The organism is Pseudomonas sp. MWU13-2105, from assembly GCF_023242315.1.
Classification (GTDB): Bacteria; Pseudomonadota; Gammaproteobacteria; order Pseudomonadales; family Pseudomonadaceae; genus Aquipseudomonas.
The window spans coordinates 102,320-128,102 of sequence record NZ_JALLIY010000010.1 but is presented as its reverse complement, the minus strand read 5'-3'; the positions used below and the strand labels follow the sequence as shown (position 1 = coordinate 128,102).

Sequence of the window (25,783 nt, the reverse complement as noted above, 5' to 3'; positions counted from 1 at the left end):
CTCCTGTTGGCGTGCGTGTTGTTCGGTGCAAGGGGTCAGTATTGACGCGCCTTGGCCAGTCGTTCATTGAGGGTCTTGGCCACGGCATCGGTGCGCGCGCTGGTGGAGACTTGCGCCACGCCGACCCGCCACCACGACAGGTAGTTGTGAATCATGGTCTTGGGCAGGACCTTGATATCGATCAGCGTCGACACCGTCTGCAACCGCGCATCGACCAGGGCTGCCTGCAACTGCTCGATCGTGTTGACCTTGTAGGTCTTGCAGCCGTAGGCCGCGGCACTCATGGCGAAGTCCACCGGGATAAAATCGCCGTCGAGCTTGCCGCTGGCCGGATCACGGAAGCGGAACTCGGTGCCGAAGCTACCCATACCGTTTCCCATCTGCAGGTTGTTGATGCAGCCAAAGGTCATGTTGTCGAGCAGGATCACGTTGATCTTGCGCCGTTCCTGGATCGAGGTGACCAGCTCCGAATGCAGCATCATGTAGGAGCCGTCGCCGACCAGCGCATAGACCTCGCGCGCCGGCTCGGCAAGCTTCACCCCAAGGGCCGCATTGACCTCGTAGCCCATGCAGGAATAGCCGTACTCGACGTGGTAGGTGTTCACGCCCTTGCTGCGCCAGCTGCGTTGCAGGTCGCCGGGCAGACTGCCGGCCGCCGCGACGATCACCGCGTCATCGGCCAGGGTTTCATTCAACACCCCAAGCACCCGGCTCTGGGTCAGGCAGGAACCGGTCAGTTCGATAAATTCGCGCAGCACCGCCGGGTCCATGTGGTCGTTGATTTCCGGAACGAAATCCTTGGCCTGGTACTCGACCCGATAGACCCGGTCGACCTCCTCGTCCAGCCGGGCCTTGGCCTGGCTTATTTGCCCGGCCCAACCGGCGCGGTACTCGCCCAGCGCCGCGGACAGCGCCTGCAACGCGGACCGGGCATCGGCCAGCACCTGCACGCCATCGAGTTTCAGCGCATCGCAGGGGCTGATATTGAGATTGAGGAACTGCACCTCGGGATGCTGGAACAGCCATTTCGACGCGGTGGTGAAGTCCGAGTAGCGGGTACCGATGCCGATGATCAGGTCGGCTTCCTTGGCCAGCAGGTTGGCCGCCAGGCAGCCGGTTTCACCGATGCCGCCGACGTTCAGCGGATGGCTGGAGACCACCGCGCTCTTGCCGGCCTGGGTCTCGGCGAAGGGGATGTCGAAACGTTCGGCAAACGCCTGCAACGCCGCATTCGCCCCGGAGTAACGGACCCCGCCGCCACAGATGATCAAAGGTTTGCGCTTGCCCTTGAGCAGCGCCATGGCGTCGTCGAGCATGGCCGCGGTGACCGGACGGCGGTCGATGCGGTGTACGCGCTTTTGCAGGAAATAATCGGGATAGTCATAGGCTTCGGCCTGGACATCCTGCGGCAGCGCCAGGGTCACCGCGCCGGTTTCCGCCGGATCGGTAAGCACCCGCATGGCGTGGATCGCCGCGCTCATCAACTGCTCCGGACGGTTGATGCGGTCCCAGTACTTGCTGACGGCCTTGAAGGCATCGTTGGTGCTGATGCTCAGGTCGTGGAACTGCTCGATCTGTTGCAGCACCGGGTCCGGCTGGCGGCTGGCGTAGACGTCGCCGGGCAACAGCAGCAAGGGAATGCGGTTGGCGGTCGCCGTCGCGGCAGCGGTGAGCATATTCGCCGCACCGGGGCCGACCGATGAGGTGCAGGCGTAGATTTTCCGCCGCAGGTGCTGCTTGGCAAAGCCGATGGCCGCATGGGCCATGCCCTGCTCGTTACGGCCCTGGTGGACCACCAGGTCGCCGCTGTCCTGTTCCAGCGCCTGGCCAAGACCGAGCACATTGCCGTGGCCGAAGATGGTGAAGACCCCGGCGACGAACTTGCTCTGTACCCCATCGACCTCGACGTACTGGTTGTCGAGGAATTTCACCAGCGCCTGGGCCATGGTCAGTCGTGTAGTGCTCATGCTTGCACCGCCAATACCTGTTGCAGATGGGCCATGCTCGCGCCCAGCGCCTGTTGGATGTCCGCCCGCCCATGCACGCTTTCGGCAAACGGCTCGAACGACAAATAGCCGCTGTAGCCGCTGCTGAGCAGGGCCTCGATCTGTGCCGCATTGCCGAGAATATCGGCCTCGCCCACCAGAACCCGGTGGCCGTCACGGATGGTCGCCAACGGCGCTTTCCCGTCTTCGACCCCGGAGATGTGCACCAGGCCGGTCAGTTCGGGGAAGAACTCCTGTTCGTCGGCCAGGTGATGATGAAAGGTGTCATGCACCAGGCGGAACACATCCAGCCCGCCGATCGCCTTGATCGCCTCCACCGCCGTGCGCTTGCGCCGCAGCGCGCACTCCGCGAAACCCAGCGGCTCGATAAAACCGAGAATCCCATACTCGCGCAGAATCGGCGCCAGCTCGCTCAGGGCCGTGCGCAACCCGGCGTTGCGTTGCGCTTCCGAGCGCGGATCGTCGCGATCGTTGAACGGGCACATCACCAGCCCCTGCGCCCCACAGTCACGGGCATAGGCGGCCAGCGCCAGGGTCTGCGCGCGGCGCTCGGCGTTCCAGACATCAAAGGGATACAGCGCGTTGATCGACAGCACCTTGATGCCGTGGGCCGCACACAGCTCGCGGACCCGCACGGCCGGGGTGCCGTCTTCGATCTCGACACCCATGAGATCGTTGCGGATCTCGATGGCATCGGCCTTCAGGGCCACCGCCAGTTCAATGAATTGCGGCAGCGACAAACGTGGGGCAACCATACGGTTCAGGGCGAAACGCAGGGGCTGGTTCATTATTCTTGTTCTCCGCGGACAAAGATGAAGATCGCCTACTTGGCGGTGGGCATGCTGAACTCAGGGCCCTTGGCAATGCTGTCCGGCCAGCGCTGCATCACGCTCTTGTAACGGCTGTAGAAACGCAGGCCTTCGTCGCCGTAGGCATGGTGATCGCCGAACAAGGAGCGCTTCCAGCCGCCGAACGAGTGCCAGGCCATGGGCACCGGGATCGGCACATTGATGCCGACCATGCCGACCTTGATACTGCGGGCAAAGGAACGGGCGATCCCGCCGTCGCTGGTGAAACAGGACACGCCGTTGCCGAACTCGTGGGCATTGATCAACGCCACGGCACTGGCGAAATCGGCCACCCGTACAATCCCCAGCACCGGGCCGAAGATTTCCTGCTGGTAGATGCTCATCTCGGGGCTGACGTTGTCGAACAGCGTGGCCCCGACAAAGAAGCCGTTTTCCGCCCCCGGCACCTTGAAACCACGACCGTCGACAATCAGCCGCGCGCCCTGGGCCACACCCTCGCCGATGAAGCCTTCGACCTTGGCCTTGTGTTCGGCGGTCACCAGCGGCCCCATGTCACTGTCGCGTTGCATGCCATCGCCGATCTTCAGTTGGTCGATGCGCGGCAGCAGCCGCTCGATCAGCCGGTCGCCGACATCGCCCACCGCCACGGCAATCGAGATCGCCATGCAACGTTCACCGGCCGAGCCGTAGGCGGCGCCGATCAAGGCATCGGCGGCCTGGTCGAGATCGGCGTCGGGCATGACGATCATATGGTTCTTCGCCCCGCCCAGGGCCTGGACCCGCTTACCACGCGCGCTGGCCTGCTGATGGATGTATTCGGCAATCGGCGTCGAGCCGACAAAGGAAATGGCCTCGATGTCCGGGTGCTGGAGCAAGGCATCGACCGCCAGCTTGTCGCCCTGCACCACGTTGAACACGCCGTCCGGCAGGCCGGCCTCGGTCAACAGGCGAGCCATCAACAGACTGGCCGACGGGTCGCGCTCGGACGGCTTGAGGATAAAGCAGTTACCAGTGACCAACGCCAGCGGGATCATCCACAGCGGCACCATCACCGGAAAATTGAACGGCGTGACCCCGGCGCAGACGCCCAGGGGCTGGCGCAGGTTCCAGTTGTCGATGCCGCCGCCGATATTGTCGCTGAAATCGGTTTTCAGCAGGTTCGGCGCGCCGCAGGCGTATTCGACGATCTCGATACCGCGGGTGACCTCGCCCTTGGCATCGGAAAATACCTTGCCATGTTCCCGGCAGATGATTTCGGCGAGCTCATCATGGTGTTTATCGAGCAATTCCTTGAACTTGAACATCACCCGCGAGCGCCGCAGCGACGACTGCTCGGACCAGGTCGGGAAGGCTTTCAAGGCACTGGCGACGGCGTCATCGACGGTCTGCCGGCTGGCCAGCGCGACCCGTGCCTGCACGCTGCCGGTGGCCGGGTTGAAGACATTGCTGAAACGCTCGCCGTCGCTGTCGCGCACCTGGCCGTTGATGTAGTGACCTAAAACCGGAGCCTGACTCATTGTTCTTGTTCTCCATCGGAAAGTTGAAATCGCGCCGGACCTACAGGTCCAGCAACCAGCTGTGCCGCGGGTCGTTATGGAATTGCCAGACGCGCTTGGGTCCGGCCATCACGTTCAGGTAATACGACTCGTAGCCGTAAGGCACACAGACCGGGTGATAACCCTTGGGCACCACTACCAGGTCGCTGTTTTCCACGGCCATGGCCTGGTCGATGGAACGGTCATCGGTGTAGACACGCTGGAAGACAAAGCCCTGGGGCGGGTTGACCTGGTGGTAGTAGGTCTCTTCGAGAAAACTCTGGTGCGGCAAATCATCGGTGTCGTGCTTGTGCGGCGGGTAGCTCGACGAATGCCCGGACGGCGTGCGAACCTCCACTACCAGCAGCGAGTGCGCGGGCTCGGTGTCCGGCAGGATGTCGCAGACATAACGCGTGTTGGCGCCTTTGCCGCGCACGCTGCGCTTCATGCTTTGCGGGGTGATCAGCCGTGGGCCATGACCCGCCGCCGGTGAGCCGGGCGCGGCACACACGGCGATCTGCACATCGCTCAAGGCCACCACCTGGGCCTGGCTGCCGGGTGGCAGGTAGACGGCATAGGGCGATTTGTCTTCGAACACCGACTGGCGATCGCCGATATTGTCCCAGTCGAAGGCGCCCTGCCCCGGCGCTTCGCCCTTGATGCTGACCCGACCGCCGAGCAGCACCAGGCACAGTTCCTGGTCACCGGCGCTGAGCGGCAGGTTTTCACCCAGGCTCAGGCGGTAGGCGGCAAAGCCGACATACTCCAGGCTGCCGGCCGGCAACTCGACCAGGGTCCGGCCCTTGGCGTGACTCTTGACCAGCAGGCTCATTGTCCGCTCCTCCGATCGAGCAACCCACGCAGGGTGTCGAAGCCCTTCTTGGCGTAGATATAGCTCGGCGCAACGGCCGGGTCCTGCTCGGCCTCGACCACCAGCCAGCCGTGATAATCGGCGGCCAGCAATACATCCAACAACGCGGCAAAATCGATATCGCCGTCGCCGGGCACGGTAAAAGTGCCGTTGACGATGCAGTCCGGGAAGCTCCAGAGGTTGTTGCGCGCCAGCTGCACCACCGGCTTGCGCACGTCCTTGAAGTGCACGTGGCAGATCCGCCCGATGTGTTTGCGCAAGACCTCGAGCGGCTCGCCACCGCCCATGTAGCAATGGCCCGAATCGAACAGCAGGCCGACTTCGCTGCCGGTCAGCGCCATCAGTTTATCGATGTCGGCCGGCGATTCGACGTAGGCACCCATATGATGGTGATAGGCCAGGCGTACCCCCCGGGACAAGGTGAAGCGCGCCAGCTCGGTGAGTTTGTCGGCGTATTCCTGCCAGGCCTGCTCGCTGTGGAAACGCGGGCGCTCCACCAGCGCGATGCGCTGGCCTTGAATGGAGTCGGCGACTTCGCCGTAGACCAGCACCTTGGCGCCGTTCTGCGCGAGCAATTGGACATGGCTGGCGATGGCATCGATTTCCTCGGCCGCCGTGCGCCGGGCCAGGCGGCTGGAGTACCAGCCGGAAACCAGGGCCAGGTCGTAAGGCCGCAGCACATCGCCGACGCCCTTGGCGTCCTTGGGAAATTTGCCGTTGAGCTCGAAGCCTTCGTAGCCGATGGCCTTGCCCTCGCTCAGGGCGGTGCTCAGCGGTGTCTCGCCGCCCAGGGAAGGCAGGTCGTCGTTACTCCAGGAGATCGGGTTGATGCCAATTCGGATAGCGGGCATGGCTGCACCTTTTATTGTTTTCTCTAAAATATTCAACCGTTCACCTGTGGGAGCGGTGCTTACCCGCGAAGCTTTTGGCGACCTCAGGGGCCTCTTCGCGGATAAATCCGGCTCCCACAAGGTAGGTGTTCAGGCTTAAGTGCATCAATCAGATACTCTGCTCAGCCGCGCGCCGCACGCCAGGCGTCGATCAGGCCGACGAAGGTCGCCTGCACTTGCCGGATCAACGCTTCGTCATCGATTTCACCGGCCATCCAGGCCCGGCTCGGCTCCTGGAAAATCGTCCGGCCGACGGCAAAACCGCGGCAGGTCCGGCTCCGGCTGGCCTGCTGGAAGCCTTGTGCCAGGGTCGCGGCCGGCGCATTCAGGCCCAGCAGCACCACGCCCCGGCAATACGGATCGCGCTCTTGAATCAGCGCGTCGAGTTGTTCCCATTCGGCGGCGCTTTGCGCTTCGATCTTCCACCAGGCCGGGTAGATATCCAGGTTGTAGAGGCGTTTGAGGGCGCGATACAGTACATCGGGATAGGTCGAGGGATGATCCTTGGGCGGGATGATTTCCAGCAGCAATTCATGCCCGCTGACCTGCGAAGCCTGGTACAGGGCCTTGATCTGCGCTTCCTGTTCCAGACGCAGCATGGGCTCGTCATCCGGGTGGAATTGCACCAGGCACTTGATGATCTGCTCCTGCGGCCAGGCAATCAGGTTGCTGCCGATGGAGCGGCCCTGCTCGAAGGCCAAAGGCCGTGAGCCCTGGACTTCCACCGGCCGCGCGACCCACCAGCCGCGACCGGTGGCGGCATTCAAGGCATCCTGGCCAAAGCGCTGGTCGGCCAGCAGGCCGACATCCGCCTCGATGCCCTGTTGACGCAGATCGGCCTCGACCCGCTCGACGGCCTTGATGAACAGCAGCTTGAGTTCGCCGATGCTATTGAGATCGCGACCGCCCTTATGGGCCAGTTCCACCAGTTGCCCACGATGGTCGAAGGCGAAGATGAACAATTGCCGCCAGGCTTTGCGCGGCACACTGACCTGATGCAGGCGTTGCAGGGTCAGGTCCTGGTCGGGCCGGGTGATCGGCAGCGGGCTGTTGAACAGGTAATCGAGTTCGGCGCGGGTCGGCATCGCCGGGGCACAGGCATGCCGCGACACCACCAGGCCGCCACAGGCATTGGCCAGTTGGCAGCAGCGCTCATCGCTGGCCTCCTCCAGCCAACCGCAGAGGAAGCCCGACATAAAGGCATCGCCGGCGCCCAGCACGTTGAGCACTTCGACCCGTACCCCTGGGTAAATCGCACCGTCCTCGAGGCGCGCCGGAATCGGCCCGTGAATCACCGTGCAGCCTTGCGCGCCGAGCTTGACCACCAGGGTCGCGGCGCTCAGCCCGCGCACGGTGCGCAGCGCCGTGAGCAGATCCTGGCTGCCGCCGGCGATCAGGAATTCTTCTTCAGTGCCCACGATCAGGTCGAAACGTGGAAGGATGCTTTGCACATGCTGGCTGACCTGCTGGTCGGCGACAAACCGGGTTTCGCCATCGGCCTTGCCGGTCAGCCCCCAGAGTACCGGGCGGTAATCGATATCGAGCACGCGCTGGACGTTGTGTTTTTCCGCGTAGTCCAGAGCCTGGATACTGGCCTTGTAGACCCCGGCGGTGGAGAAATGGGTGCCGGTGATCAGCAAGGCCTTGCTCGAGGCGACGAAGTCCTCGCGGATGTCTTCGGCGCGCAGGGCCATGTCGGCGCAGTTCTCGCGGTAGAACACCAGGGGGAAGGTTTCGCGGTCCTTGAGACCGAGCAGCACCATCGCGGTAAGACGTTCCGGATCGACCTTGATACCTTGCGTGTCGCAGCCTTCGCGGGCCAGGGACTCAACCAGGAAACGCCCCATATGGTCGTCCCCTACCCGACTCAACATCGCCGACTTCAGCCCCAGGCGGGCCGTGCCGAAGGCAATGTTGGCGGAGGATCCTCCGAGGTATTTGGCAAAGCTCGAGACATCCTCCAGCCGCGCCCCGACTTGCTGCGCATAGAGGTCGACGCCAAGGCGCCCGAGGCAGATCAGATCCAATTGACGCCCACTGGCAAAACGAGTCTGGCCCATGCTGGCTCCTGTTATTTTTATCAGCCTGCGTTCGCCGCGATGGAGGCACGAACACTTTTGGTGTGGGGCCAGACTAGAACGTCTCGCGGGGACATTCAATATATTTTCTATTATTTTTTATATGGAATATATTTTCCATTACACTTGAGTGAGACGGAACCCATCGTGGTGGATCGATTCAGCATCGCTCCACCTGACTCCGCACTCAAGATTTTATTGGCGTCGCCCCTGTAGACTAGGCGCAGCTACCCAGCCACAAGTACCAACCAGAAGGATTTCCTATGTCCCGCACCGATCAGCCGGCCATGACCGAAAGCGCACCCGAGGGCGATATTGCCAGCCCTCCGATCAATGCCGAGCGTCTGCTGCAGCTGATCACCGAGGAATACGAAAGCCTGCCGCGCCAGCTCAAGCGCATCGCCACCTATATGAGCCAGCAAAGCGACCGGATCATGGTCGACCGCATCAGCGATATCGCCCAGGAATGCGAAGTGCACCCCTCGGCCATCGTGCGTTTTTCCCAGCGCTTCGGCTTCAGCGGTTTCAGTGAGATGCAGGCATTGTTTCGCCAGGCGTATACCCACAAGACCACGCCGGCGCAGAACTACCAGCAGCGGATTCGTAGCCTGATCGACAACAAGACGCAGAAAGCCAGCGCCGCCGACCTGGCGCGCGAATGCATCAATGCCACCCTGTCGGGTATTGAACGCCTGGGCCTGGAACTGGACGACCAGGCGTTCGACGCCGCCGTGGACCTGGTGGTGAATGCCGATAATATTTATGTGGTGGGAGTGCGCCGTTCATTCGCGGTGGCCGATTACCTGGTCTACAACCTGCAGCACACCAACAAGCGCATTCACCTGGTTTCGGGCCTGGGCGGCAGTTATCGCGAGCAGATGCGCAGCGTGCGCGCCAACGACCTGGTGATTGCCATCAGCTTCTCGCCGTACGCCAAGGAAACCCAGCAGTGCCTGCGGATCGCGCAATTGCACCAGGCGAAAACCCTGACCATCACCGACAGCAACCTGTCGCCACTGGTCAAGCGCGCCAGCACGGCGCTGCTGGTCAATGAGGGCAGCTCGTTCGCCTTTCGTTCCTTGAGTGCGAGCCTGTGCCTGTGCCAGGCGCTGTTTATCGCCGTGGCCTATCGACTGGAATTGAAGGTGGACGGGATTCACGAGCAGGTCAGCTTCGAAGACTGACCCACTGACGACCTGGACACTAGTCGTCCAACTGCAGGTTCTCGGCCATCAATGCCACCATGTCCATCGGGCTGCGGCTGTTGATCACGTTGTAGATCAGCTCGCGTTTACCGCGGGGCAATTTCTTCACACAGCTCTTGGCCGAGGCCCGCACGGCATCGTCGGTGCCATGGATACGGGCCGCCAGCAGCAGAATGAGAACAGCGTCGGTGAGGGTCATCGCAAACGCACTCAAGAAATCAGGACAGCAGTGTATCGGCTACGCCTGGGTTTTCTCCACTGCATCTGCGCGCTCTCTTCACTCGATTGTAGCCTCGGCGGCGCAATCTGCTATTTTCCAGTCATTCAAATGTGTCCCGCAGCTTGTGGAGCTCCCAATGACCACCCTTTCGCCACCCGCCGAGCGCAAGCCTGACCCGCAAGCGGTCTACAGCCCCATCACCAGCAGTGCGATTTTCATTGTTGCCACCCTGGCAACTGGCGACGTGGCGGCCGAGACGGTGCGCGGCTGGTGCGAAGATGTCGCCGCCCTGACGCGCTCGGTCGGCAAGCGTGTGCCCGCCGGCAATCTGTCCTGTGTCTGCGGCTTTGGTTCCAGCGCCTGGGACCGCTTGTTCGGTGGCCCACGCCCGGCCGCGCTGCACGCCTTTCGTGAGATCGGCGTCGAGGGCCGGCGAGCACCGGCGACCCCCGGCGATATCCTGCTGCATATCCGCGCCGATCAGATGGACCTGTGTTTCGAATTGGCCACACAGCTGCTCGCGCGCCTTGGCGATGCAGTCGTGGTCGTCGACGAGGTCCAGGGTTTTCGTTATTTCGACATGCGCAGCATGGTCGGTTTTGTCGATGGCACCGAAAACCCGGTCGGGCACGAGGCGGTCGACTTCACCATGGTCGGCGATGAAGACCCGGCGTTTACCAACGGCAGCTATGTGCTGGTGCAAAAGTACCTGCACGATATGGCAGCCTGGAACAAGCTGTCCGTCGAGACCCAGGAACGCATCATCGGCCGCACCAAGCTGTCCGATATCGAACTCGATGAGTCGCTCAAGCCGAGCTGTTCCCACAGCTCCCTGACCACCCTCGACGAGGGTGGCCGGGAAGTGAAGATACTGCGCGACAACATGCCCTTCGGCCGGCCGGGCGCGGGCGAGTTCGGGACCTATTTCATCGGTTATGCGCGCTCCCCCGCCCCCGTCGAGCAGATGCTCGAGAACATGTTTATCGGCAGGCCGGCGGGCAACTATGACCGCTTGCTCGATTTCAGCACGGCGGTCACCGGCGGCCTGTTCTTCGTGCCTTCCGCCGACCTGCTGGAGGCGCTGGCTGAGCGCAAGCCATAGGTCCCACAGCGCTGCACAAGCAGGCGCCGTCATCGACCTCCGACTGAAAAGTTCTCTGCTATGGTTTGAAAAGCGTCACGCCAATCACGACGCAGGACGTCTCAAACCAAGCAGTTCACGGAGAGATCATGAAAGGAAAACTACGCACGTCCCCCAAAAAACTACTGTCTCTAGCCGCCTTGATGGTTTTTTCCATAAGCGCTGAAGCCCACGACGTGGGTTTCGGCATTGGCGTCAGTTATATATTCGGGGAAGGGCCGGCGGTTGGAATCAAGGCTTTTTCAGATAATCAAGAGAACAGGGGCGTAGGAGCCCTGGGTGTGGACTACGTATTTTCCAATCAATCCATTCGACCGAATATCGGCGTGGCCTACCAGGGCGAAGGCTACTTTGGCGATGTGAATATCGGTTATTCGTTCAGCGAACAGAAAGTCGACTTTGGCACCGGGTTAGGCTGGTCCAATGCCGATGATCGGCATAAAAAATCGGTGCCACCACCAGCCCCCGCGCCCCTGACTTAACGTCGATTTTTTACCCGAGACATGAACTATGACTCCACCAGCGCTGCCAGGCTCAGCTGGCAGCGCCCGCCTCATCACCGCGCGTTCGGCGAGTAGGCAAATATCAGCTCGACTTTTATGCCATTCGGATCCTCCACGAACAGCTGGTGTTCCAACAGGTCAGGTACGACGCGCTCGTTGAACGGCAAGCCCAGGTCGAGCAGGCGTTGCCGATACCCCGGCAAATCGCTGCAGCGGAACGCGACGTGATCAAGCGCGCCCGAGCCCTGTGCAACAACGCGCGCGCCAAGATAGGCGTCAAGCTCTGCCCCGCGGCTTTCCAGCTGGGCAATATGCAACAGTGCGCGGCCCGCCGCGTAGAGCCAACTGCCCGGGAATGGGAACGCGGGACGCCAACCCTCTTCGAGCCCGATGGCATCGCGAAAGAACGCCACCGTCTCGTCGACTTTGGCGGTGCGCAGCGTGAAGTGATCGAGATGTTGAATCGTCATGGTTGATCTCCTGCTGATCGATTGATCAATACCCGGTTCATCGAAGCGCCCGTGATCGACCTCAGGCGATATTGTTCATAACGCGCCAAGCTGCTTCATCAATGTCAGGTTGTCTTCGATATGCCAGTTCGCGCTGATCTTGCCGTTTTCAATCTGGTAGATATCGGTGGCGATGAAATCCACGCTTTGGCCGCGGCCTTTGGTTTCACCAAAGGTGCCGGTGAAGTGCCCGCGAAAGTGCAGATGCGCCACCACCCGGTCGCCGGCAATGATCATTTGCTCGACTTCGCAACGAAGGTCGGGCACCGCGCCACGAAACGCCCGGGAAGCCAGCAAGGGTCCCTCCGGTCCCTGCTTGCGCCCAGCCGGTGGCGTCTTGTCGATGAAATTGTCCGCCAGCGCTTCACGGGCGAAGCTTTCGTCGCCGCTATTCCAGAAGGTGTCATAACGTCGAGCGGCGGTCTCCATGCTCTCCAGTTGCGCGGGCGCAAGGCTCTTGTCGAGCACCAGTACACCCGGCTTCACCAGCTCGGTGGTGGCGGCCGATGCGGCGCCTGAAAGTGTCAGGGTGAAGCACACCGCCGCGATGCGGAAACGGGACAGGTTGGAAGGTTGTTGCATGGCCAGGATTCCTTGATGGGTGGCAAACAGGCGAGACGGCGACTGTTCGGATCGTCTCGCGCTCTCTCATGGTTTTTTTGCGCCGGTATCAGGCAGTAGCGACGTTACGCGTCGGCCACGCCGGATAGTCCGAGTAACCGCGCTCGTCACCGCCAAACAGCGTGTCGCCGGCGAACTCGGCCAGCGGCAGGTGTTCCCGCAGACGTCTTGGCAGGTCGGGGTTGGCAACGAACGGACGGCCAAAGGCGACCAGGTCGGCGTAGCCCTTGCCGATCACCCAGTTGGCCCGTTCCAGGTCGTACTTGCCGGCAACGATGATCGGCCGCTGGAAGCGCGCCCGGACCTCGGTGCGGAACGCTTCGCTGAACTGCGGCGCATCGTCCCAATCGGCCTCGACCAGATGCAGGTAGGCAATACCCAGCGTTTGCAGGAACGAGGCGGCTTCGAGGATGGTCGGCAGAATGTCCGGGCAGTCCATGCCGCGTGCGGTCAGGAACGGGGCCAGGCGAATGGCGGTGCGCTCGGCCCCCACCTCCTGCGCGACCGCATTGACCACTTCCTTGAGGAAACGCAGCCGGTTTTCCCGCGAACCGCCGTATTCGTCGGTACGGGTGTTCGCAGTGGTGCGCAGGAACTGATCCACCAGGTAGCCGTTCGCACCGTGGATCTCGACGCCGTCGAAACCTGCCGCGATGGCATTGCGCGCGCCGACGCGGAAGTCGTTGACGATCGCATGGATTTCTTCTCTAGCCAGTGCACGCGGTGTCGGGCAATCGACCATCTCGCCCTTGCCGGTCGCGGGGTTCACTTTCCAGATCTTGCCGTCGAAGGGCACCGCCGAAGGTGCCACCGGCAACTCACCGTTGTGGAAATCGGGATGGGATATCCGACCGACATGCCAAAGCTGCAGAAAGATGCGTCCGCCCGCGGCATGCACGGCATCGGTGATCAGGCGCCATCCGGCCACCTGCTCCTGGCTATGAATCCCCGGGGTAAAGGAATAGCCCTTGCCTTGCGGCGAGATCTGCGCCGCCTCCGAAACGATCAGCGCCGCCGACGCCCGCTGTGCATAGTAACGGGCGTTCAGCGCATTGGGGATGTCACCCGGCTGGGTGCTGCGCGCGCGTGTCATCGGCGCCATCACTACGCGGTGAGGCAGAGATTGTTGGCCTACAAGGGTCGGTGTGAACAAGGTTGGATAAGCAGTCATGGCAAGGCTCCAAACACGGGATGGGGTTGAACAGAGGTTTTCTGATCCGCTGTATGGAGTGTTGCCTCTTGCCTTGAAGATTAGAATATGGCTATTGGTAGATAGATTATTGAACAAGGGTTGATAGTATGTTGGACGACCTCAACGAGCTGCGTACCTTCCAGCGGATCCTGGCCTGCGGCAGCCTGTCGGCGGCGGCGCGCGACCTCGGCGTAGGACTGGCAGTGGTCAGCAAACGGCTGATGGCACTGGAACGCCGCGCGGGACAGCGGCTGATCAACCGGACCACGCGCACACTGTCGGCGACCAATGAAGGGCTGGCCCTGATTGCCCATGTCGATCGAATCCTCGAGGAGCTGGAGGCCGCGGAGTCACGCATGACCCTGGGCGGTGAAGAGCCGTTCGGCAGGCTCCGGGTCAGTTCGCCCATTTCTTTCGGACGGATTCACCTGGTGCCCCTGGTGGCCGAGCTGGTCGAGCGTCATCCGAAGCTGGATATCGAGCTCAGGCTCGACGACCGGCTGGTCGACCTGACCCATGAGCGGATCGATGTCGCGGTGCGGATCGGCCAACCTCGGGATAGCAGCGCCATCCTGCGCAAGCTGGCTGACAATCGGCGGATCCTGGTGGCCGCGCCCGCCTATCTCGAACGCCATGGCGAGCCTGGGCGCATCCAGGATCTGGAGCATCATGGCTGTCTACGCTATGACGACCTTTCCCAGCCCTGGCGCCTGGAAGGTCCGGGAAACGAAGTGATCGAACTCCAACCACGCTCGCGGCTCCAGGCCAACAGTGGCGATGCGGTGCGCGACTGGGCGATTGGCGGCCACGGGATCATGCTCAAATCCAGCGTCGACGTTGCCGACGACCTGGCTGCCGGTCGCCTGGTGCATATCCTGCGGGACTGGCACAGTGCATCCGCACCGATCTACGCCCTGCTGCCTTCCAGGCGTTTTACACCGAGCAAGACGAAGGTGTTTCTGGATGCGCTCGGTGCTCGATTGACGACCCTTTGACACCGACAAAACCAGTAGGGCTGTTGTCGGCAGCCGATGTTCAACTGTGAACGGCGTCATCCGCAGGCGAACGCTTCAGGCCTTGAGGGGAAAATAGTTTCCCAACAGAGTTAACTCACCCATAGCAATCACAGCACTGACCAAATGCAACCTTCAAAGGAATTGAATTGTCATGACCACACTGGATAACGCTTTTCACAGCCTGCATCAGCATGGACTGCTGGTCCTGGCCAACGTGGCCGATGCGGGCGGCGCGCGCATCGTCGAACGCCTGGGCGGCAAGGCGGTAGCCACCAGCAGCGCGGCCATGGCCTGGTCCCATGGCTACCAGGACGGCAACCTGCTGCCCCTCGACCTGCTGAGCACCAGCGTCAAGTCGATGACGCGGGTGCTCAGCGTACCGCTCACGGTGGATATCGAAGCCGGCTACTCGGATGACCTGGAGCACGTCGGCCGGGTCATCGACGCGGTGATCGCCGCCGGGGCGGTCGGGATCAATATCGAAGACGGCCTGGGCTCTCCTGAACTGCTTGTGCGCAAGATCGACGTCGCGAGAAAGGTGGCGAACCAGGCTGGCGTCAAGCTGTTCATCAATGTGCGGACCGATGTCTACCTGAAAAACCTGTTCCCCGCCGAACAGCGTCTTGAACAACTGCTCAAACGTGCCGTGCTGTATAGCGGCGCCGGGGCGGATGGCCTGTTTGCCGCGGGCGTGGTCGACTTGCACGAAATTGCCGCGATCTGCCGGGAAGTAAAACTGCCGGTCAACCTGCTGTCCCGGGACGGGCTGGCCTCCCCTGACGAATTGCAGCGCCTGGGCGTCAGACGTCTCAGCGCGGGCTCCAGCATCGCCGAGTTCCTGCATGGCGCCATGGGCACCTTGGTCCGCAGCTTCCTGGACCACGGCCGGCTCGATACCCATGCTTTGAAAGCCCACACCTACGGCGAACTGAATGCCTTGATGGCGGCGAAAACCGAGTAATCCACTGTCACCCAGGCGCTGAACGCCATCCCGTTCAGCGTTCCATCTTCTATGCCTGGGAGGCTTTCTTCAGGCCTGCTGACACACCCCCTGCTCCCGGCAGTACATAAGCCGGGCTGATCTCCGACAGAACCGTCTCGGACGTCTTCTCCTCGACCTCGCCATTCAGTGCCTTGTGCATCTTCACCATGTCCAGCGCCCCGACCCATTTGGCGATAGCCAGGGTGCCAACGCCGTTGCCTATGGTGTTGGTGATCGCTCGCGCTTCCGACATGAAGCGGTCGACACCCAGCAGCAACACCATGCCGGCGACCGGAATGGTCCCCAGGGAAGACAGGGTCGCCGCCAGGATGATGAATCCCGAACCGGTCACCCCCGCGGAGCCCTTGGACGTGAACATCAGCACCGCCAGCACGATCAATTGATCCGCCAGGGTCAGCGGGGTATTCGTTGCCTGGGCGATGAAGATGGCAGCGATGGTGTAGTAGATCGCCTGGCCATCCGGGTTGAAGGTCAAGCCTGAGGGAATGATCATCCCGGCAACCGGTTTGGAGACACCGGCCTTTTCCATCTTGGCGATCATCTGCGGCAGCACCGATTCCGACGAACTGGTGCCAAGTACAGTGAAGAGTTCTTCCTTGATGAACTTCAGAAATTTCCACAGGCTGAAACCGCTGTAGCGACAAATCGGGCCCAGGACGAAGATCACGAACACCACACAGGTGAGGTAGACACAGGCCATCAGCTTGCCAAGTGAGAACAGCGAGCCAAACCCGTATTTACCAATGGTGAAGGCAATGGCGCCGAAGGCACCGATGGGGGCCAGGCGCATGACCATATTGACGATACGGAACATGCCCTGCATCAGGCTCTCCAACGTATCGACGAAGACCTTTGCGCGCGGCCCCACATTGGCCAGGGCGATACCGAGCAATATGGAAAACAGCAGGATCTGCAGGACGTTGCCCTTGGCGAACGCATCGACGATGGTGTCGGGGATGATGTTCATGACGAAGTCCATGAACGAGTCGTGTTTCACCGCAGAGGTGTAGGTGGCCAGGCTGGAGGTGTCCAGCGTGGCGACATTGATGTTCATGCCGGCGCCGGGCTTGAACAGATCGACCACCACCAGGCCGATGAGCAACGCCAGCGTGGACACCACTTCAAAGTAGAGCAACGCCCGGAAGCCGACCCGGCCCAGCTCCTTCATGCTTTCCATGCGGGCGATCCCGGTGACCACGGTCAGGAAGATCACCGGTGCGAGCAGCATCTTGATCAGTTTGATGAACGCATCACCCAGGGGCTTGAGCGCGGCGGCCGTTTCGGGAAAGAGCACCCCGACGAGGGCGCCGAGGATGACCGCGATAAGGACTTGTACGTAGAGTTTGCCAAATATTCTTTTCATGACAGGGCCCTGATTTTTTATTGTTGTCAGGAAATGCCAAGGGCTCGGATCGCTGATCCGCCCCTTGGCGTTGCGCCGCGGTATGCCTGTGAATCGATGGAAAATATCAGCGCCTGATCAGTTCGAGCAGCGCATCGGTGACCTGGCGGGTGGTGGCTTTCCCGCCAAGGTCCGGTGTATGCAGGCCGCTTTGCGTCACCGCTTCGATGGCCGACATCAGTTGCTTCGCCGCGGCCGGCTCGCCGAGATGCTCAAGCATCATGGCGGCCGTCCAGAACGTCGCGATGGGGTTGGCAACGCCTTTGCCAGTAATGTCAAAGGCCGAACCGTGGATCGGCTCGAACATAGAGGGGAATCGGCGCGAAGGGTTGAGGTTGGCCGTCGGCGCGATACCCAGGCTGCCGGACAGCGCGGCGGCCAGGTCGGAGAGGATATCGGCGTGCAGGTTGGTGGCGACGATAACGTCCAGCGTCGCCGGCTTGAGCACCATGCGCGTGGTCACGGCGTCGACCAGCTCCTTGTCGACCCTGACATCCGGGAAGTCCTTGGCGACTTCGTAGAAGATCTCGTCCCACAACACCATGCCGTGCCGCTGGGCGTTGGACTTGGTGACCATGGTCAGGTGCTTGCGCGGACGGCTGCGTGCCAGTTCGAAGGCGAAGCGATGAATGCGCTCGACCCCGGCCCGGGTGAACACCGAGACTTCGGTGGCGACTTCTTCAGGCAGGCCCCGGTGAACGCGACCGCCGTTGCCGGAGTACTCACCTTCGGAGTTTTCCCGCACCACCACCCAGTCGATCTGCTCGCCATTGAGCAGCGGGCTTTTCACCCCGGGCAGGACGCGAGCCGGACGCACATTGGCGTACTGGTCGAAGCCTTGGCAGATCGGCAGGCGCAGGCCCCAGAGGGAAATGTGATCCGGTACGTTCAGCGCGCCGACGGCACCAAAGAAAATGGCGTCGAAGGTTTTCAGTTCCTCCAGGCCACCCTCGGGAATGTAGTAGCCGTTTTTCAGGTAGTTATCCGAGTTCCAGTCAAAGTGTTTGAAATCCAGCGCGAAACCGCACTTTTTCGACAGGACTTGCAGCACCTCGACGCCTGCGGCGATGACCTCGACACCAATCCCATCACCAGGCACCGCGGCAATTCTGTATGCGTTCATCGTCAACTCCACTCTCGTCACGTTCTTGTTGTTCCCGTTGGCCTGGGCTGTCCAAGCGGGGGGTGAACGGAGTATATGTAGTGAACCTGGAGGCGTGAGTTACTCCAGATCACTACATAAATAACTTTGAGTTACGAATGAGCCAGACGCTGGATTTGTCTTTTTTCTACCTGCTGGCCAACAAAGGCAGCCTGGCGGCGACCGCCAGGGAACTGGGTGTCACCCCGCCTGCGGTGAGCAAACGCCTGACGGCGCTGGAGGCCCGCCTGGGCATACGCCTGGTCAACCGGACCACGCGCTCGATGAGCCTGACTGCCGAAGGCGAGCTGTACTTCTCCCATGCCGCCCGCATCCTCACGCAGATCAACGAGCTTGAGCAGTTGCTCAGCAGCAGCCGTGCCACGCCCAAGGGCCTGATTCGCGTCAACGCTTCGCTGGGTTTTGGCCGCCGGCATATCGGTCCGGCCCTCGCGGCATTTTTTGCCCAATACCCCGAGGTCGAGATTCAACTGGAAATCAGCGACCACCCACTGGATCTGGCCACCCACGGCTTCGACCTGGGCATTCGCTTCGGCAGCTTGCCGGACGCCGCCTTCCACGCCCGCAAGATCGCCTCCAATCGTCGTTTGCTCTGTGCCTCGCCGCTCTACCTGGACAAATATGGCACCCCTCGGACACTGGCCGAACTGCAACAACACAATTGCATTTTCATCCGTCAGAACGAAGCACCCTACGGCGTCTGGAGCTTCAACAATGGCGGGCGCACGGAAAACATCAAGGTGCACGGGGCCTTGGCTTGCAACGATGGCGAGGTGGCCCTGAACTGGGCGCTGGAAGGCTATGGGATCTTGTTGCGGGCCGAATGGGACATCGCCCGCTATGTGCGCAGCGGCCGGCTACGCTTGGTGCTGGAAGACCAGACGCCGACCCGCGCCGACGTCTATGCCGTGTACCCGCAACAATTGCATTTGTCCGCGCGGGTGCGCAGCCTGATCGACTTTCTGATCGAGCGTTTCAAGCATATCGACAATGTCGACGAGCATTAGAACTCACTCGGCAACGTCATCATCCGCAACTTTGTCCGAAGCGATCAGTGGCACGATGCCCCAGTCGCCATGCAGATACCAATCGTCGCCGATCATCTCGGCCGGATGCATGGTCCGATCGGAGCCGTTGCCGCAGGCCAGGGCGTTCGCCGGACAATACCGGTCACAGCCCCAGCAAATACGCTCGGGATGTTTGGGGCTGATGGGAAAGGGCTTGGCCATATCGTCCCCTGAATGGCGGGTGGGAGTGCCTTCCAACCTACAGCGCCAGGGCAAAAAGGCCCTTGATCCTGATCAAGGAGCGCAGGACGCCTGAACATCGCGCTAAAACTTGACCATAATCATTATTATTCGCAGCACGTCCTCCTAGACTTGGGCCCCTACCCGTCAGTACCCAGGAAGACATCATGCGTCGCACCTTCTCGCTGTCCCTCACCCTGCTCCTGCTTGCCCCACTGGCCCAGGCCAAGGAATATCCGATCGGCGCACCGCAGCATTGCCCAGGGTTAGAGGTAGGGGCGGTGTATCTGCAGCCGATCGAGATGGCGCCCGCCGGCATGATGCGCGCCACCGCCGATTCCGATATCCACCTGGAAGCCGATATCCGCGCCACCGCGGACAATCGCCAGGGCTTTCAGGAAGGCAGCTTCGTGCCCTACCTGAACGTGGCCTTCAGCCTGCAGAAACAAGGCGGCCAGCCGCCGCTCAGTGGTGACTTCCACGCCATGGTCGCCAACGACGGCCCGCACTACGGCGATAACGTGAAGCTGCAGGGCCCCGGCAAATACCAGCTGACCCTGACCCTGCTACCCCCTTCCGGGCATGCCTCCCTGGGCCGCCATACCGACAAGGAAACCGGGGTCGAACCCTGGTTCGAGCGCTGCGAAGTGCACTACGAGTTCGTCTATGCCGGCATCGGCAAGAAAGGCGGCTACTGAATGCGCGTCATCACAACCGCGCCCACGCTGCCAAGACGTCGCACCCGGACTCGCCAGTACCTGGCCGGGTTGCTCCTGGCCTCCGCGGCCACACCGCTGATCGCCCAGGCCGAGTTGCCCAGTTACGAACTGAGCCTGCACGACGGCCATTTCACTCCCGCCGTACTCGAGGTTGTGGCCGGGCAACGGTTCAAGATCATCCTGAAAAACACCGGCGAGGGACCGGCGGAGTTCGAGAGCACACCGTTGCGGGTGGAAAAGGTTCTCTCGCCCGGGGTCACGACCTTCGTCGTGATTGCGCCGTTGAGACCCGGTCAATACCCGTTCTTCGACGAATTCAATCCGCAGCTGCCCGCCGGCGGCATCCTCGCCAAATAACCCGGCGATCTATGGAGCTTGCATGAATCAATCAATGTTCATCGTCTGGCGCGAAAGCGTCGAGGCGTTGCTGGTGATCGGTATCCTCCAGGCCTGGGCCAGCCAGCAGGCGCAGGGCCGACGCCTGGGCCGCTACCTGTGGGCCGGGGTAGGCCTCGGGGTGCTGCTCTCCGGCCTGCTGGCGCTGCTGATCCTGTTTGCCGGGGAGGCCATGAGCGGCGGCGCCAACGAGTGGTTCCAGGCCGTGCTGGCGCTGGTGGCCAGCCTGCTGATGGTGCAAATGGTCGGCTGGATGCATCGGCACGGACGCACGCTCAAGGATGACTTGCGCCGCCACGCCGACAGCCACCTGGCCCGCCAAGGCGGGGTGGGGCTGATGCTCCTGGCCATGCTCGCGGTCAGCCGCGAAGGCAGCGAAACCGTGGTCTTCCTGTATGGCGCCGGAGCGCGCCTGCAAGGTCCGCAACTCGCCCTGTTCGCCCTCGGCGGGCTTGCCGGGCTGGCGCTCTCGGGGTTGACCCTGGTGCTGCTGAACAGCAGCCGCCGATTCATTTCATGGCGGCATTTCTTCAGCATCAGCGAAGTTATCCTGCTGCTGCTCGGCTCAGCTTTGCTGGTCAGTGCCAGCGAGCGCATCGGCGGCCAACTGCTCGGCCTGGATCTACCGGCCCTGGTCTACAGCAGCGTCGGCGAGGCCTTCTGGGACAGCGGCGCGCTGTTGAACGACAGCCATGGATTGGGCAGTTTCCTGGCCGGTTTTGCCGGTTATCGCGCCACTCCCAGTGCCATGACCTTGCTGGTCTGGGTCGCTTACTGGCTGATCGTCACTGCCTGGCTACGGCAACGGACACTGGAAAACCGCCCATGTCCGAGCTAAGCCGGGGCAATCGATGGCTCCAGCAGTTGGGGGATGGAATGCGTCGGCATGCCTCGCGCATTCGTACCGCGCAATGGCTCGTCGTGGCGTTCTACGCGGTGCTGCTGGTCCTGCCAGCCATATTGCCGCTACCGGACAGCCAGGCGCGGCTGCTGGATAACCTGACCCTGCTGGCGCAGTTTCTGTTCTGGGGCATCTGGTGGCCGTTCGTGTTGCTGTCGATGGTCCTGTTCGGTCGACTCTGGTGCGGCGTGCTGTGTCCGGAAGGCACGCTGAGCGAATGGGCCAGCCACTACGGCAAAGGCCTGGGCGTGCCGCGCTGGTTGCGCTGGGGCGGCTGGCCGACCCTGGCGTTCTGCCTGACCACTCTCTACGGCCAATTGATCAGCGTCTATGACTACCCCCAGGCCGCCCTGCTGATCCTCGGCGGCTCGACGCTCGCGGCGATCGGCGTCGGCCTGCTGTTCGCCAGGGGCAAGCGCGTCTGGTGCCGTTACCTGTGTCCGGTCAGCGGCGTCTTTGCCCTGCTCGCCCGCCTCGCCCCCGTGCACTTCCAGGTGGATGAACAGCGCTGGCAGGCGAATGCCGGACCGCGCCTGCCGCCGCCCAACTGCGCGCCCCTGCTGGATATCCGCCGTATGCGCGGCGCCAGTGACTGTCATGCCTGCGGCCGTTGCAGCGGACAACGCGACGCGGTACGACTGATCGCCCGCTCCAGCAACCAGGAGATTCTGCAGGCCACGGCACAGCCGCTGTCGCCCTGGGATAGCCGCCTGCTGCTGTTCGGCGTTATCGGCCTGGCCATGGGCGCCTTCCAGTGGACGGTCAGCCCATGGTTCGTCAGCCTCAAGCAGCAGCTCGCCAACTGGCTGGTCGGGCACGACCTGCTCTGGCCGTTGCAGGACAATGCTCCCTGGTGGCTGCTGACCCACTACCCGCAGCTCAACGACAGCTTCAGTTGGCTCGATGGCTTCAGCATCATCCTGTACCTGGGCACGAGCGCCCTGCTGCTGGGTGCTGGCCTGCTGATCCTGCTGCGGCTGGCGGCCTGGATCGCGCGAGCCCCGCAGTTGTATCGGGCGCTGAGCCTGAGCCTCACGCCACTGGGCGGCGCCGGCCTGTTTCTCGGACTGTCGGCGACCACCGTCAAGCTGCTGCGTTATGAAGGCCTGCTGCTGGGCTGGGTACAAGCAGCCAGGGCCGGGCTATTGCTCGCGGCCATCGGCTGGAGCTTGTGGCTGGGCTGGAAACTGCTGGGCCAGCAAAACCTTGCCCCGCTTCGCCGTGGCGGTGCCGGCGCGTGCCTGTTACTGGCCAGCGGTCTGGTGGGTTATGGCTGGTGGTTGCAATTCTGGGGTTGGGCCTGATGGGTGCGCTGCCGCGATAGCCAGCCCGCGGCGTCGGCGCCTGCCCTTGTTCATCGAACTAGTCGCGCAAGACGAACTCGGCAAACAGTTCGCCCAGGGTCTGCCACAGCTCGGGCAACGAAGCTTGCAGCGAAATGCCCGGCAACTGCGGATCGAGCATCCGCGCCGTACGCACCCGTTGCACGGCGAAACGCCGGACACCCAACCTGTGCAGACGCCGCGCCAGGATCAGCAGACGCTCTGGTTCGAACAGATGCCAATGCACCGTGGTCCGGCATTCATACTCGACACCGCTGGCCAGCAGATGCTCCAGGCTGCGCCAGTTGGCCGCGCCACTGCCGACGACCCGGGTAATCGCCTGGCAGTCCTCGGCCAACGCCTTGACGTCGAAGCCGACCCAGTCGGCGCCGGACAGCGCCTTGGCAAAGGCCGCCGGTTTGATCCCGGCGCTGTGCAGGCCGACCTGGAAGCCCAGCGCCCGCACTTCCTCCATCGCGCCGCGCAAGCTGTCCTGCAAGGTCGGTTCGCCGCCGCTGAAAACCACCGCTTCCAGTAAACCCTGGCGGCGCTGCAAAAAGGCCAGCACCTGGCTCCATTCCAGCTCGTCACTACCACGCGGGGCAATCAATTGCGGGTTATGGCAGTAACGACAGCGCCAGGCGCAGCCCTGGCAAAACACCACGCAGGCCAGCTTGCCCGGATAGTCGAGGGTGGTCAGGGGCACCATGCCCCCGACCCGCAGGGGTCGACTCATTGGCGCCCGGCCAGGGCCGCGTGCTCAGTGAAATGCAGCCGCTCATGGTGCTCGGACTGCTTGCCCGGATTGAATGCCGAGACCGGCCGGTGATAACCCATCACCCGGGTCCAGACCTCGCAACGTTGGCGTTGGGCCAGGGGCAGCGTTTGCAATGCGGTCATGATGTAGCTCCTTGCGGTTGGATAAAGTGAACTCAATGGATCTCGGCGAGCGACTGCTCACGCAGCAGCACCTCGTCGCATTTGGGACAGAACTCATGTTCGCCATCGAGGTAGCCGTGCACCGGGCAGATGGAGAATGTCGGGGTCACCGTCAGGTACGGCAGGCGAAAACGCCCGAGCGCCCGGCGCACCAGCTGCTTGCAGGCCTCGGTCGAGGAAATCCGCTCGGCCATGTACAGGTGCAGCACCGTGCCGCCGGTGTATTTGCATTGCAGCTCATCCTGCAACTCCAGGGCCTCGAAGGGATCGTCGGTGTAGCCCACCGGCAGTTGCGAGGAGTTGGTGTAATACGGCGCCTGGCGCGTGCCGGCCTGGAGAATGTCCGGGTAGCGCTTGAGATCCTCCTTGGCAAAACGATAGGTGGTGCCTTCCGCCGGCGTCGCTTCGAGGTTGTAGAGATGGCCGGTCTGCTCCTGGAAGCGCACCAGGGTCGCACGGACATGGTCCAGCAGCATCAGGGCGAACGCACGGCCCTGGGCGGTGTGCATGCCGTCCTGGTCACCACTGAAGTTGCGCAGCATTTCATGCAGGCCGTTAAGGCCGATGGTGGAAAAGTGATTGCGCAAGGTCCCCAGGTAACGCTTGGTGTAGGGGTACAAACCGGCGTCCATATGGTGCTGGATCACCTTGCGCTTGACCTCCAGGCTCTCCATCGCCAGTTCCATCAGGCTGTCCAGGCGCTGCAACAGACCGCTGGTATCGCCCTTGAACAGATAGCCCAGGCGCGCGCAGTTGAGGGTGACCACCCCCAGCGAACCGGTCTGCTCCGCCGAGCCGAACAGGCCACCGCCGCGCTTGAGCAATTCGCGGACATCCAGCTGCAAGCGGCAACACATCGAACGCACCTGGTTGGGCTGCATGTCCGAGTTGAGGAAGTTCTGGAAATACGGCAGCCCGTAGCGGGCGGTCATTTCAAACAGGCGCTCGGCGTTCTCGCTGTCCCAGGGAAAATCATGGGTGATGTTGTAGGTCGGGATGGGAAAGGTGAACACCCGGCCCTTGGCGTCGCCGGCCTGCATCACTTCGATATAGGCACGGTTGAGCAGGTCCATTTCGACTTGCAGGTCGCCATAGGCAAAGGGCATTTCCTCGCCACCGATTATCGGGATCTGCTCGCGCAGGTCCTCCGGGCAGACCCAGTCGAAGGTCAGGTTGGTAAACGGCGTCTGGGTGCCCCAGCGCGACGGCACGTTGAGGTTGTAGATGAACTCCTGGAGCGCCTGGCGCACCAGCGGGTAACTCAGGCGATCCTTGCGCACATAGGGGGCCAGGTAGGTATCGAACGAGCTGAACGCCTGGGCGCCGGCCCATTCGTTCTGCAGGGTACCGAGGAAATTCACCATCTGTCCCAGGGCGCTGCTCAAATGCTTCGGCGGTCCGGCCTCGACGCGCCCGGGGATGCCATTGAGCCCCTCGTGCAACAACGTGCGCAGCGACCAGCCCGCGCAGTAGCCAGCCAGCATATCGAGGTCATGTATGTGCAGGTCGGCCTCGCGGTGGGCCTGGCCGATGGCTTCGCTGTAGACCTCGTCCAACCAGTAGTTAGCGGTGACCTTGCCCGACACGTTGAGTACCAGGCCGCCCAGCGAGTAGCCCTGGTTGGCATTGGCTTGCACGCGCCAGTCCTCGCGGTCCAGGTATTCGTTCATCGAGGTCGCCACTTCGACCAGGGTCCGGCGGTCACGGCGCAAACGCCCGTGCTGTTCGCGATAGACGATATAGGCGCGCATGGCGAGGAAAAAACCGGCGTCCATCAAGACCCGCTCGACCCGATCCTGGATCTGCTCGACATGCAACCTCGGCAGCCCTTCCAAACGGGCCAGCACGGCTTGCAGCAAGCCTTCGACTTCAACCTCGGTGTATTCCCCGGTGGCCCTGCCGGCGGCGATCAACGCCTGGCGGATCTTGTCGGCATCAAAGGCAACCCGCGTGCCGTCGCGTTTGTGCAAGCGGTTACATCCCACTGAGATCAGCGTGCTCTGCATTCGGCCTCCTGACACTACATATAGATATTTAACTAATAAAAACCACAATATGCAGTGAATACTACGGACGAAGTGCGGTGTTGCAATTGA

26 protein-coding genes are annotated in these 25,783 nt (G+C 62.2%); 10 read left to right on the top strand and 16 right to left on the bottom strand.

Annotated features, from left to right (window positions below):
• Window positions 1-35: 35 nt before the first annotated feature.
• From iolD to M5B96_RS16275, 6 genes are all read right to left on the bottom strand, one after another.
• The gene (gene iolD / locus M5B96_RS16300; protein ID WP_248797764.1) at window positions 36-1,967 is read right to left on the bottom strand and encodes a 3D-(3,5/4)-trihydroxycyclohexane-1,2-dione acylhydrolase (decyclizing); all 1,932 of its coding nucleotides are present in this window, start codon (window positions 1,965-1,967) and stop codon (window positions 36-38) included.
• Window positions 1,964-2,794: a TIM barrel protein gene (locus M5B96_RS16295; protein ID WP_248797763.1), complete on the bottom strand. Its 831-nt coding sequence runs from the start codon at window positions 2,792-2,794 to the stop codon at window positions 1,964-1,966. Before M5B96_RS16295 ends, iolD begins: the two co-directional genes overlap by 4 nt.
• A gap of 35 nt (window positions 2,795-2,829) precedes the next feature.
• Window positions 2,830-4,332 carry a CoA-acylating methylmalonate-semialdehyde dehydrogenase gene (locus M5B96_RS16290; protein ID WP_248797762.1) on the bottom strand — a complete coding sequence of 501 codons (1,503 nt, stop codon included), beginning with the start codon at window positions 4,330-4,332 and terminating at the stop codon, window positions 2,830-2,832.
• A 40-nt stretch (window positions 4,333-4,372) separates the two neighbouring features.
• Complete coding sequence (gene iolB, locus M5B96_RS16285; protein ID WP_248797761.1) at window positions 4,373-5,182, bottom strand: 5-deoxy-glucuronate isomerase; 810 nt, start codon at window positions 5,180-5,182, stop codon at window positions 4,373-4,375.
• On the bottom strand, window positions 5,179-6,072 hold the full coding sequence (gene iolE, locus M5B96_RS16280) for a myo-inosose-2 dehydratase (protein WP_248797760.1): 894 nt from the start codon (window positions 6,070-6,072) through the stop codon (window positions 5,179-5,181). Before iolE ends, iolB begins: the two co-directional genes overlap by 4 nt.
• 161 nt (window positions 6,073-6,233) lie before the next feature.
• Entirely contained in the window at window positions 6,234-8,171 is a 1,938-nt protein-coding gene (locus M5B96_RS16275; RefSeq protein ID WP_248797759.1) for a bifunctional 5-dehydro-2-deoxygluconokinase/5-dehydro-2-deoxyphosphogluconate aldolase, read from the bottom strand.
• A 281-nt stretch (window positions 8,172-8,452) separates the two neighbouring features.
• On the opposite strand from M5B96_RS16275, the gene M5B96_RS16270 reads away from it, so the two are divergent.
• A complete protein-coding gene (locus tag M5B96_RS16270) occupies window positions 8,453-9,373 on the top strand; it encodes a MurR/RpiR family transcriptional regulator (protein WP_248797758.1) in 921 nt (306 codons plus the stop codon).
• 19 nt (window positions 9,374-9,392) lie between these two features.
• On the opposite strand, the gene M5B96_RS16265 is transcribed toward M5B96_RS16270, so the two are convergent.
• Window positions 9,393-9,593 carry a hypothetical protein gene (locus M5B96_RS16265; RefSeq protein ID WP_248797757.1) on the bottom strand — a complete coding sequence of 67 codons (201 nt, stop codon included), beginning with the start codon at window positions 9,591-9,593 and terminating at the stop codon, window positions 9,393-9,395.
• 157 nt (window positions 9,594-9,750) lie between these two features.
• Between M5B96_RS16265 and M5B96_RS16260 the strand changes: the two genes are divergently transcribed.
• Both M5B96_RS16260 and M5B96_RS16255 read left to right on the top strand, forming a co-directional pair.
• Window positions 9,751-10,716 carry a Dyp-type peroxidase gene (locus tag M5B96_RS16260; RefSeq protein WP_248797756.1) on the top strand — a complete coding sequence of 322 codons (966 nt, stop codon included), beginning with the start codon at window positions 9,751-9,753 and terminating at the stop codon, window positions 10,714-10,716.
• A 128-nt stretch (window positions 10,717-10,844) separates the two neighbouring features.
• A complete protein-coding gene (locus tag M5B96_RS16255) occupies window positions 10,845-11,237 on the top strand; it encodes a hypothetical protein (RefSeq protein WP_248797755.1) in 393 nt (130 codons plus the stop codon).
• Window positions 11,238-11,311: 74 nt separating this feature from the next.
• On the opposite strand, the gene M5B96_RS16250 is transcribed toward M5B96_RS16255, so the two are convergent.
• The 3 genes from M5B96_RS16250 to M5B96_RS16240 all read right to left on the bottom strand — a co-directional run bounded on the left by M5B96_RS16250 (window position 11,312) and on the right by M5B96_RS16240 (window position 13,559).
• Window positions 11,312-11,728: a VOC family protein gene (locus tag M5B96_RS16250; RefSeq protein WP_248797754.1), complete on the bottom strand. Its 417-nt coding sequence runs from the start codon at window positions 11,726-11,728 to the stop codon at window positions 11,312-11,314.
• A 75-nt stretch (window positions 11,729-11,803) separates the two neighbouring features.
• Window positions 11,804-12,349 (bottom strand): ester cyclase, encoded by a 546-nt coding sequence (locus tag M5B96_RS16245; RefSeq protein ID WP_248797753.1) that lies wholly within the window; start codon window positions 12,347-12,349, stop codon window positions 11,804-11,806.
• A gap of 88 nt (window positions 12,350-12,437) precedes the next feature.
• A complete protein-coding gene (locus tag M5B96_RS16240; protein ID WP_248797752.1) occupies window positions 12,438-13,559 on the bottom strand; it encodes an alkene reductase in 1,122 nt (373 codons plus the stop codon).
• Window positions 13,560-13,687: 128 nt separating this feature from the next.
• On the opposite strand from M5B96_RS16240, the gene M5B96_RS16235 reads away from it, so the two are divergent.
• Together M5B96_RS16235 and M5B96_RS16230 are read left to right on the top strand one after the other, a co-directional pair.
• Entirely contained in the window at window positions 13,688-14,575 is an 888-nt protein-coding gene (locus M5B96_RS16235) for a LysR family transcriptional regulator (RefSeq protein ID WP_248797751.1), read from the top strand.
• 172 nt (window positions 14,576-14,747) lie between these two features.
• On the top strand, window positions 14,748-15,557 hold the full coding sequence (locus M5B96_RS16230; protein WP_248797750.1) for an isocitrate lyase/PEP mutase family protein: 810 nt from the start codon (window positions 14,748-14,750) through the stop codon (window positions 15,555-15,557).
• Window positions 15,558-15,606: 49 nt separating this feature from the next.
• On the opposite strand, the gene M5B96_RS16225 is transcribed toward M5B96_RS16230, so the two are convergent.
• Together M5B96_RS16225 and M5B96_RS16220 are read right to left on the bottom strand one after the other, a co-directional pair.
• On the bottom strand, window positions 15,607-16,962 hold the full coding sequence (locus tag M5B96_RS16225) for a dicarboxylate/amino acid:cation symporter (RefSeq protein WP_248797749.1): 1,356 nt from the start codon (window positions 16,960-16,962) through the stop codon (window positions 15,607-15,609).
• Between the two features lie 106 nt (window positions 16,963-17,068).
• Window positions 17,069-18,124, bottom strand: coding sequence for a tartrate dehydrogenase (locus tag M5B96_RS16220; RefSeq protein ID WP_248797748.1), 1,056 nt, complete (start codon window positions 18,122-18,124; stop codon window positions 17,069-17,071).
• A 137-nt stretch (window positions 18,125-18,261) separates the two neighbouring features.
• Between M5B96_RS16220 and M5B96_RS16215 the strand changes: the two genes are divergently transcribed.
• The gene (locus M5B96_RS16215; protein WP_248797747.1) at window positions 18,262-19,170 is read left to right on the top strand and encodes a LysR family transcriptional regulator; all 909 of its coding nucleotides are present in this window, start codon (window positions 18,262-18,264) and stop codon (window positions 19,168-19,170) included.
• Window positions 19,171-19,173: 3 nt separating this feature from the next.
• Here the strand turns inward: M5B96_RS16215 and M5B96_RS16210 are convergent, their stop codons facing one another.
• The gene (locus M5B96_RS16210) at window positions 19,174-19,392 is read right to left on the bottom strand and encodes a DUF3079 domain-containing protein (RefSeq protein ID WP_248797746.1); all 219 of its coding nucleotides are present in this window, start codon (window positions 19,390-19,392) and stop codon (window positions 19,174-19,176) included.
• 185 nt (window positions 19,393-19,577) lie between these two features.
• Here M5B96_RS16210 and M5B96_RS16205 point away from each other — a divergent pair, with 185 nt between their 5' ends.
• Genes M5B96_RS16205 through M5B96_RS16190 form a run of 4 tightly spaced genes read left to right on the top strand, consistent with a single transcriptional unit; the run spans window position 19,578 to window position 22,730 of the window.
• Complete coding sequence (locus M5B96_RS16205) at window positions 19,578-20,108, top strand: iron transporter (protein WP_248797745.1); 531 nt, start codon at window positions 19,578-19,580, stop codon at window positions 20,106-20,108.
• The gene (locus M5B96_RS16200) at window positions 20,109-20,486 is read left to right on the top strand and encodes a cupredoxin domain-containing protein (RefSeq protein ID WP_248797744.1); all 378 of its coding nucleotides are present in this window, start codon (window positions 20,109-20,111) and stop codon (window positions 20,484-20,486) included. It begins immediately after the preceding gene.
• A 22-nt stretch (window positions 20,487-20,508) separates the two neighbouring features.
• The gene (locus tag M5B96_RS16195; protein WP_248797743.1) at window positions 20,509-21,363 is read left to right on the top strand and encodes an FTR1 family iron permease; all 855 of its coding nucleotides are present in this window, start codon (window positions 20,509-20,511) and stop codon (window positions 21,361-21,363) included.
• Window positions 21,351-22,730, top strand: a complete 1,380-nt coding sequence (locus M5B96_RS16190) for a 4Fe-4S binding protein (RefSeq protein WP_248797742.1) — start codon at window positions 21,351-21,353, stop codon at window positions 22,728-22,730. The genes M5B96_RS16195 and M5B96_RS16190 overlap by 13 nt, the downstream gene beginning before the upstream one ends.
• A gap of 58 nt (window positions 22,731-22,788) precedes the next feature.
• Here M5B96_RS16190 and M5B96_RS16185 read toward each other — a convergent pair whose 3' ends face one another.
• From M5B96_RS16185 to M5B96_RS16180, 3 genes are read right to left on the bottom strand one after another with little or no spacing between them, the layout of a single operon-like run.
• Entirely contained in the window at window positions 22,789-23,484 is a 696-nt protein-coding gene (locus M5B96_RS16185) for an anaerobic ribonucleoside-triphosphate reductase activating protein (protein WP_248797741.1), read from the bottom strand.
• Complete coding sequence (gene nrdD, locus M5B96_RS32540) at window positions 23,481-23,648, bottom strand: anaerobic ribonucleoside-triphosphate reductase (protein WP_263859595.1); 168 nt, start codon at window positions 23,646-23,648, stop codon at window positions 23,481-23,483. The genes M5B96_RS16185 and nrdD overlap by 4 nt, the downstream gene beginning before the upstream one ends.
• A 32-nt stretch (window positions 23,649-23,680) precedes the next feature.
• Window positions 23,681-25,693 (bottom strand): ribonucleoside triphosphate reductase, encoded by a 2,013-nt coding sequence (locus M5B96_RS16180; protein ID WP_263859594.1) that lies wholly within the window; start codon window positions 25,691-25,693, stop codon window positions 23,681-23,683.
• Window positions 25,694-25,783 lie beyond the last annotated feature (90 nt).

Excerpts from the sequence above, each read along its gene's own strand:
- M5B96_RS16215 (WP_248797747.1), top strand. The coding sequence starts at position 18,262 with ATGAGCCAGACGCTGGATTTGTCTTTTTTCTACCTGCTGGCCAACAAA.
- M5B96_RS16255 (WP_248797755.1), top strand. The coding sequence starts at position 10,845 with ATGAAAGGAAAACTACGCACGTCCCCCAAAAAACTACTGTCTCTAGCC.
- M5B96_RS16265 (WP_248797757.1), bottom strand. The coding sequence starts at position 9,593 with ATGACCCTCACCGACGCTGTTCTCATTCTGCTGCTGGCGGCCCGTATC.
- M5B96_RS16235 (WP_248797751.1), top strand. The coding sequence starts at position 13,688 with ATGTTGGACGACCTCAACGAGCTGCGTACCTTCCAGCGGATCCTGGCC.
- M5B96_RS16250 (WP_248797754.1), bottom strand. The coding sequence starts at position 11,728 with ATGACGATTCAACATCTCGATCACTTCACGCTGCGCACCGCCAAAGTC.
- M5B96_RS16275 (WP_248797759.1), bottom strand. The coding sequence starts at position 8,171 with ATGGGCCAGACTCGTTTTGCCAGTGGGCGTCAATTGGATCTGATCTGC.
- M5B96_RS16245 (WP_248797753.1), bottom strand. The coding sequence starts at position 12,349 with ATGCAACAACCTTCCAACCTGTCCCGTTTCCGCATCGCGGCGGTGTGC.
- M5B96_RS16230 (WP_248797750.1), top strand. The coding sequence starts at position 14,748 with ATGACCACACTGGATAACGCTTTTCACAGCCTGCATCAGCATGGACTG.
- M5B96_RS16220 (WP_248797748.1), bottom strand. The coding sequence starts at position 18,124 with ATGAACGCATACAGAATTGCCGCGGTGCCTGGTGATGGGATTGGTGTC.
- M5B96_RS16185 (WP_248797741.1), bottom strand. The coding sequence starts at position 23,484 with ATGAGTCGACCCCTGCGGGTCGGGGGCATGGTGCCCCTGACCACCCTC.
- M5B96_RS16260 (WP_248797756.1), top strand. The coding sequence starts at position 9,751 with ATGACCACCCTTTCGCCACCCGCCGAGCGCAAGCCTGACCCGCAAGCG.
- M5B96_RS16210 (WP_248797746.1), bottom strand. The coding sequence starts at position 19,392 with ATGGCCAAGCCCTTTCCCATCAGCCCCAAACATCCCGAGCGTATTTGC.
- iolB (WP_248797761.1), bottom strand. The coding sequence starts at position 5,182 with ATGAGCCTGCTGGTCAAGAGTCACGCCAAGGGCCGGACCCTGGTCGAG.
- M5B96_RS16205 (WP_248797745.1), top strand. The coding sequence starts at position 19,578 with ATGCGTCGCACCTTCTCGCTGTCCCTCACCCTGCTCCTGCTTGCCCCA.
- iolE (WP_248797760.1), bottom strand. The coding sequence starts at position 6,072 with ATGCCCGCTATCCGAATTGGCATCAACCCGATCTCCTGGAGTAACGAC.
- M5B96_RS16270 (WP_248797758.1), top strand. The coding sequence starts at position 8,453 with ATGTCCCGCACCGATCAGCCGGCCATGACCGAAAGCGCACCCGAGGGC.
- iolD (WP_248797764.1), bottom strand. The coding sequence starts at position 1,967 with ATGAGCACTACACGACTGACCATGGCCCAGGCGCTGGTGAAATTCCTC.
- M5B96_RS16295 (WP_248797763.1), bottom strand. The coding sequence starts at position 2,794 with ATGAACCAGCCCCTGCGTTTCGCCCTGAACCGTATGGTTGCCCCACGT.
- M5B96_RS16290 (WP_248797762.1), bottom strand. The coding sequence starts at position 4,332 with ATGAGTCAGGCTCCGGTTTTAGGTCACTACATCAACGGCCAGGTGCGC.
- M5B96_RS16195 (WP_248797743.1), top strand. The coding sequence starts at position 20,509 with ATGAATCAATCAATGTTCATCGTCTGGCGCGAAAGCGTCGAGGCGTTG.
- M5B96_RS16190 (WP_248797742.1), top strand. The coding sequence starts at position 21,351 with ATGTCCGAGCTAAGCCGGGGCAATCGATGGCTCCAGCAGTTGGGGGAT.
- nrdD (WP_263859595.1), bottom strand. The coding sequence starts at position 23,648 with ATGACCGCATTGCAAACGCTGCCCCTGGCCCAACGCCAACGTTGCGAG.
- M5B96_RS16200 (WP_248797744.1), top strand. The coding sequence starts at position 20,109 with ATGCGCGTCATCACAACCGCGCCCACGCTGCCAAGACGTCGCACCCGG.
- M5B96_RS16240 (WP_248797752.1), bottom strand. The coding sequence starts at position 13,559 with ATGACTGCTTATCCAACCTTGTTCACACCGACCCTTGTAGGCCAACAA.
- M5B96_RS16180 (WP_263859594.1), bottom strand. The coding sequence starts at position 25,693 with ATGCAGAGCACGCTGATCTCAGTGGGATGTAACCGCTTGCACAAACGC.
- M5B96_RS16225 (WP_248797749.1), bottom strand. The coding sequence starts at position 16,962 with ATGAAAAGAATATTTGGCAAACTCTACGTACAAGTCCTTATCGCGGTC.